Origin of the sequence: uncultured Mailhella sp., assembly GCF_947631555.1 — a bacterium.
Classification (GTDB): domain Bacteria; phylum Desulfobacterota; class Desulfovibrionia; order Desulfovibrionales; family Desulfovibrionaceae; genus Mailhella.
This window is the reverse complement of record NZ_CANRLT010000100.1, coordinates 1-6,454: the sequence shown is the minus strand read 5'-3', so window position 1 is coordinate 6,454 and position 6,454 is coordinate 1. Positions and strand designations below refer to the sequence as shown.

5 protein-coding genes are annotated in these 6,454 nt (G+C 55.0%); 3 read left to right on the top strand and 2 right to left on the bottom strand.

All coding sequences use genetic code 11. The annotated features are described in order from the left end of the window. Positions 1-157 precede the first annotated feature (157 nt). On the top strand, positions 158-430 hold the full coding sequence (locus Q0Z94_RS10560; RefSeq protein WP_298069520.1) for a hypothetical protein: 273 nt from the start codon (positions 158-160) through the stop codon (positions 428-430). A 47-nt stretch (positions 431-477) separates the two neighbouring features. Then, complete coding sequence (locus Q0Z94_RS10555; RefSeq protein WP_298069519.1) at positions 478-1,458, top strand: Rpn family recombination-promoting nuclease/putative transposase; 981 nt, start codon at positions 478-480, stop codon at positions 1,456-1,458. An 83-nt stretch (positions 1,459-1,541) separates the two neighbouring features. Here Q0Z94_RS10555 and Q0Z94_RS10550 read toward each other — a convergent pair whose 3' ends face one another. Next, positions 1,542-2,681, bottom strand: coding sequence for a hypothetical protein (locus Q0Z94_RS10550; RefSeq protein ID WP_298069517.1), 1,140 nt, complete (start codon positions 2,679-2,681; stop codon positions 1,542-1,544). Between the two features lie 90 nt (positions 2,682-2,771). Continuing rightward, positions 2,772-6,182, bottom strand: coding sequence for a hypothetical protein (locus Q0Z94_RS10545; RefSeq protein WP_298069514.1), 3,411 nt, complete (start codon positions 6,180-6,182; stop codon positions 2,772-2,774). Between the two features lie 6 nt (positions 6,183-6,188). Here Q0Z94_RS10545 and Q0Z94_RS10540 point away from each other — a divergent pair. Further along, on the top strand, positions 6,189-6,454 hold a 266-nt coding region (locus Q0Z94_RS10540; protein WP_298069512.1), incomplete at its 3' end, for a hypothetical protein.

The following is a 6,454-nucleotide window of genomic DNA, read 5'->3' as shown; positions in this document are numbered from 1 at the left end:
GGAGTCCAGAGGGCGTCAGCCCTTTGGCAGGATGGGAGTTGTGTGTAGCACAACTTCCATCCTGCCACGAAGAACCCTCCCCGTGCAATGGTAGAACTATGAAAAAATATATCTTTACTGTAGATTCGCTATAATCTTCCCAAAGGAGACAAAACACATGGCGAGCAAAACAAAAATACGTCCTGAACAACTTAGAAAAGCCAGGAAACTGCTTCAGGATTTACCAGAGCGGGAAAACGGAAAAACCAGACCGGAAGCGGCTGAATTTCTGGAGAACGATTTCAGGAAAGCCTTCAAAAAAGGCTACAGTCCAAAAGAACTGAGCCTGCTGCTCAAAAATGCGGAAATCATCATTCCCGCATATCTTATCCAGAAATTTTTATCTAAAACTGCGGACGCTCCTCCTGTGCAAAAACAAAAGAAGCTCTGAAGAACAGAGCGCTTGCCTTGCCGGTGTTCCTTCGCTAAGATAAATCTATGGAACACGAACGACTGCCGCACGACCCGGCCTATAAACAGCTTTTCAGCAATCCCGTGATGGTGGAGTCCCTGCTTCGTGAGCTCATTTCGGCGGATTTCATCGACGAACTGGACTTTTCGACGCTGGAGCGCTGTGCAAGCAGCTATGTGACGGACGACCTTCGGGAACGTCATGACGACATCGTCTGGCGCGTAGGGTGGAAGAATGGTGCTTGGTGTTATGTAGTGCTGCTCCTGGAGTTCCAGAGTACACCCGATCACTGGATGGCCCTGCGGATACTCTCCTATACCTCGCTGCTCCTGCTTGACCTGGTCAAAACAGGCAGGATAAAGGAAAACGAGGGTTTGCCACCAGTGTTTCCCATTGTTATTTATAATGGGAGCAGACCGTGGAAGGCTCCGCGTGAGGTGGAGGAACTCTTCGCCCCTATGCCGGGAGGACTAAAAGCCTACTGCCCCAGCCACCGACATTTTCTGCTGGATGAAAGCAGTGTGCCTGAGGACAAACTTGAGGCAGGCAGCGGGCCGGCCTCGATGCTTGTGAGACTGGAACAGGCAAAGAATCTGGAGCAGGTTCGCGAGGTCGTGAAAGAGCTGGCACAGCATCTTCAGGCTCCGGAGTATCTGGACTTGCGCCGAGCGTTTACGGTATGGCTGGGACGGATCGTCCTGAAACGTTCAGGGATAACGGAAGAGATTCCCGAATTTCAAGATTTGCGGGAGGTGGACGCCATGTTGGAAGAACGCGCCGCACAGTGGAAGAATGAATACATCCAAAGGGGTGAAAGTCGTGGTTTAGGAATAGCCCTGCGTGATTTGCTGGAGATGCGCTTTGGCAGCCTACCTTCGTCTGTGCTGGATTATATTGAAAACTCGTCCGATATAGACGCCCTGCGCAGGCTCACGCTGGATGCGGCCAGGGCAGAATCCCTGAATGCCTTCATGAGCCAGCTTGGATTGCCAGTGGCAAGTTGCTGATGTAGCGGTGGAAGAGACCTTCCTCCGTCATCGCCGTTGTTCGGCTGCATGAAGGGCAGGGAGTTTATCCCTGCCCTTCTCATTTATCCGCAAGATGAGGTCTTCCCTGCCCTGTGCGCCGCATACGCTTCCATAAGCATGGCCGTATGGGCGGGCAGGACAAGCTCCGGGGCGTAAACAGTCAGCACATCCTGCCGGGCGCGGGTGCGCAACGGCGCATGGCTATGGGCATGATCCAGCGCATGAAGCACGGCGGCAAGCTGCTTTCTGCGGCTGTCCTGCGGAAGCGGCAGCATATTGATGCCCGGCTTCAAAAACGCTTCCTCTGTCAGCGGCGACATCAGGAGTGCACCGCAGCTCATGGCTTCCAGCCTGCCGGGAAAAAGCCCGTCCCTTTCATTCGGACAGAGGTGCAGCGCGGAGGTGCAGAAGAGATCCCGCCGTGCGGCAGCGGGCAGAAACTCCGCCGCGTGCAGGCGGCTGCGCACCTCCTCGGGCAGACGCCGCAGCCACAGCGTGCCCGCATGGTTCTGTCCGTATTCCAGCACCGCATGACAGCGCGGGCGAAGCGTCAGAAGGTCAACCACCAGCCGGCGCACGGCGCGAATGCCTGTTGCGTCCAGTCCTTTCATGTCCACAGAAATGAGTTCCGGGGCAGCCGTGCGGCCATCCGGCAGAAAGACCTTTGCCTGCGCGGGGTCAAGCAGTCCCGTCTCCACCCAGGGCGTTGCCAGCCGGATTCTGCTCTGGAGCACGTCCGGCAGACTGCGCACATCGGCTCGCGTGAATGCGATGCAGCAATCGCCCTGCAATACCCGCAGAGAACGCATATCCCGCATGGCGCCCGCTTCGGCCCAGGGCACATCAGCGACCGGATAAAACACATGGAAGGCTTCGGGAAGCAGGGCGCGCGCAAAGAACGCGATACCTTCCGCGTGGGTGGAGAGCACCATATCCGGGCGAAATTCCCTGGCCAGCAGGCGCAGGGGGGCAAGTGCCTGCTCTCCCACATGGAGCGTCCGCTTCCAGAGCTGCACCATGCCGCGCTCCTCGCCCACGGCCACATCGCGTATCTTCAGGACAAGGCGCTGTACTCCGGGCAGAGAAGCCTCCCGTCTGCCGTACCTGGCGGCAAACAGTACCTCGTGCCCGGAAGCGGTCAGATAATGGGCCAGCGCTCCCAGGCGGCCCGGAAAATTGCTGTTGATGATGAGAATACGCATGAAAACTCTCACGCCCCGCCGCCCGGAATATCGGACGGCGGGCACAAAAAAGGCCGGAGCGTGATGACCGCCCCGGCCGGAGGTTAAGGGTTAGCCCTGCTGCGTAAGCTGGATCTCGTTGGCCGCCTGCTGCGCGGCCTCATCCACACCCTGCACGGTCACATTGCTGGTTTCCAGCGTCCAGTTGTTGTCCTCATTGACATAACCGCTGCCGTCCTCGGCCTTTTTCCAGCCTTCGCCCAACGTGACGGTTTTGCTCTCTTCGTCCACGGTGATGCCGTGCTGCTGAAGGTCGCTCATGCGGGTCAGGTCTTCCACGCCTTCGCCCTTGAGGAAGAGTTCCACGTCCTGCACATGAGGCTTGTCACCGCCAAGCGGGGCCTTCAGGAGGTCGTCCAGGCTGTCGGCGTCCGTGTCGTTGCTCAACAGCACGGCGATGCCGTTATCGCCGCCGAACACGGCGTAGTCGGTGGGATCATACTGGATGAGTTCGTCACCGGCGGAGAGGGCGTCACTGCCGCTCAGGTCATCATTGCCGGAATCGGCAAAGAGCGTGTCACTGCCTGTGCTGCCGTTCAGGCCGTCATCGACGGACAGCGGATCATCGTCCTGGGAGTCTTTCAGCGAAGACACGTCCGCAACGAACTTCAGAGACGAGTCCGGGGAGGAGGAAATCGTGTCTGCCGCGTTCTCTGCATTAGCCTGTAGGGACCAGTGATGATCTCCATCCTGAGTCATACCTTTCATCTCTAATTGGAGATGATGCCCGTTAAGATCGGCTTCATAAATCCCGTCAATGTCTTCGTCTGACCAGTCAGAGGACAGAGTGAGGTCGTTGCCATCCATTGTGATGCCGTAGTCATTCAGAGCATCACTGCTGGTGATACCAAGATTTTTCACATCGGTATCAGTTGCCCTGAGCACGACCTCCACGTCTTTGATGTTGCTGCTGCCGTTGTTCAGTAAACCTGTATCGCCTTTGTTAGCCAGCAGAATATCGACATCGGCTCCACCATGAATCAGATCATCCTTATCGTACAGGATGATATCATTGCCGGCACCGCCGAAGAGGATGTCATGATCAGTATAACCTTTTACCTCCTTACCTGGCCCGCCATTGAGATAATCGTTGCCTGCACCGGCGAAGAGGATATCATCTCCCACACCGCCGTACAGTGCATCGTCGCCGCCCTCCTGTTTGTCAATAGCTGTAAGCAGTGACTCCAATTTGCTGTCAGTATTGTTCTTAAAAGCCTCACCCACAGCCTTATACAACTCTTCAACTAGCTTTCCGTTATCACCTGCCTCTTCTCCCGCCACATTCTTGTTTACATAGAACTCAACAACGTGCTTGTTGTCAAAGAAATCCCCCAGTACGTCCTTCAGAGCATCTTCAGAACCATCGCCAAACAGGACGTCCTTTCCGCCTTTGCCGAACATCAGATCATTGTCATCGGCTCCGCCGAAGAGCCAATCCGAGGCGTTGTCATTCTTAGCTTCGGAATTCCAAGCAGCATCATTCCAATACCCCGTCTCCACGTTGTCGAAGCGATCCAGATCCTCATTGCCAAACAAGTTGAGCTGTTCAGTTGTTGTCGCCGTGTCGCCGTCAGTATCCGTCGCGGAGAACGTTACGTTGTACCAAGGATGATCTGTCCAGTGGTCATCAGCATCCCGCATCTGGAAGTCATAGAAACGCTCTATCGACCAACTACCGTTCTCGTTCAGCGTACCGGTAAACAGGGTGTTGCCGTTCAGGTTTATGTCGCCGGAACCTCCCGAGAGAACAGCGGTAACGATATTGCCATCAATGGACAGTGTAACGGTGTATTCTTCACCGTTGACTTTCACCGTGCTCTTGTCCAAACCGCTGTTGTTCCAGTTCCAACTTACACTGCCGGCCTTCAACCCGTCAGCACCAGGATTGATGGGAATTTGGCCTTCATGTACATAACTGGGCCGCGTTATGTCGAGATGATCAATGGTGAAGGAGGAATAGTCGCTCCTGGTATGATCTACCGTGTGGACATCCGTCTCCTTAGGAAGCGGCGAAATGATGACCTTGTTGAAGCCGTCGGGCAGTTTCTGGAAGAAATGTCTACCCTCAGGCGTGGACAAGTCGACTACCACCTGCATGACCAGGTCGTTATCGTCATTGTTACGCGGCGTCAGATAGAAACTGATGAGAACCTTGCCCTCACTACTGTCGCCAAAAGTAATGTCGAAACCGTAGGATACGGATCCGTTATTGACTTCCAGCACGACGGCTTCGGCATCCTGACCATAACCAGAAATCTCGTGCCCGCCAACGCCGTGCTCTCCACCTACTCCCAAGCCATCCTTGGTAAGCCATAAGTTCTTTCCCGTCTCATTGGATGTGTCTCCTTGTCCTCCTAGTCGAAGATCTCCATTTCTTTTAATTCCTGTTGAATTACCTTTTTGCCAACCCTGGCTGCCTATATCAGTTACCGTGCCATCTTCATTGTACGTCACCGATGTGGCAATGATCTTGAAGCCATTGTTGAGGCCCCAGTGAACTCTGCCTCCCAGCTCAGCATGTTCGCTCTTAGTTAGTCCATCTCCCCAATGCTGCTCTTTGCTAGCATTTTGCCCTATAAAGTCACTCCATGTGCTAGTCTCGTTTTCCGTTACAAAATCCAGGGACTTCTGCGCACCACGATCGTTAAACTGGCCGGGTTCCTGGGTCAACGGGCCAAAGACCGGCATATCATCCTCGATGCTGACATCGATATGGCCGGTCAGCGTATGATCGTGCTCATCACTCAGGGTTACGCCAAACTGTTCAGCTACCGCTGCTTCGTCAGCGTTGCCATGCTCGCCGTGCTGCTCGTAGCTCTTCGTCTGCGTGTAGGTGTACTCGATATGGCCGCCACTCACGTCCGTGATCGTCAGGTTACCGTAGTCGCCGGTTATGGTCAGTCCGCCTTCAGGCAACTGGCCTTCCTTCGGATTCCCATCCTTATCAAGCTCTAGTGTATACTTGTGACCATCCTTATCCGTAATGGTGATCGTATACTCGTCACCCGTCAGTGTCACGCCAAACGAACCCGTGTCAGTCGCACTGCCAGTGTCAGTGCCTGTAGGATTGTTGACCATCGTCCCGCCTGCCACATACGAATCGTCCGTCGTCACCGAGGACAGATGCGTAGTCGGCGTATCTGGGGTATCCGGATCAGGATCGGGATCAGGGTTGGGATCAGGGCCGGGTATCCATTCCGGCGTGGCAACGGTATTGACCGTTACATCGCTGCTCTTGGTATCGCCGTCGCTATCCTTTATTTCCACATGGAAATCATAGCTGTCGTGCTGGTCGTTTTGATCTCCCTGGGCTGCTGTCTGCACATCGCCTTCCGGCCGCGTGTAGGTGAAGATACCACTGGTCTTATCATATGTAAGATTGCCTTCATGCCCGTCGGATGCTTCCGCTGTCCAATCATCACCATTCTTGGTCCAGGTGTATGTCTCACCGTTTACGGTCACAGTGACTTGCGCACCATTTCCCTGGTCTGCGCCAAACGCCGCACCATCAAGCGTGAACGTAATCGTACCATTCGCATCGTCCACTACCACCGTGCCGTCTTCCTGAGTTTCTCCGGCCACAGTGATGCCGCTCAGGGTCGGCGCATCATCCTCGATGCTGACATCGATATGGCCGGTCAGAGTATGATCGTGCTGATCACTCAGGGTTACGCCAAACTGTTCAGCTACCGCTGCTTCGTCAGCGTTGCCATGCTCGCCGTGCTGCTCGTAGC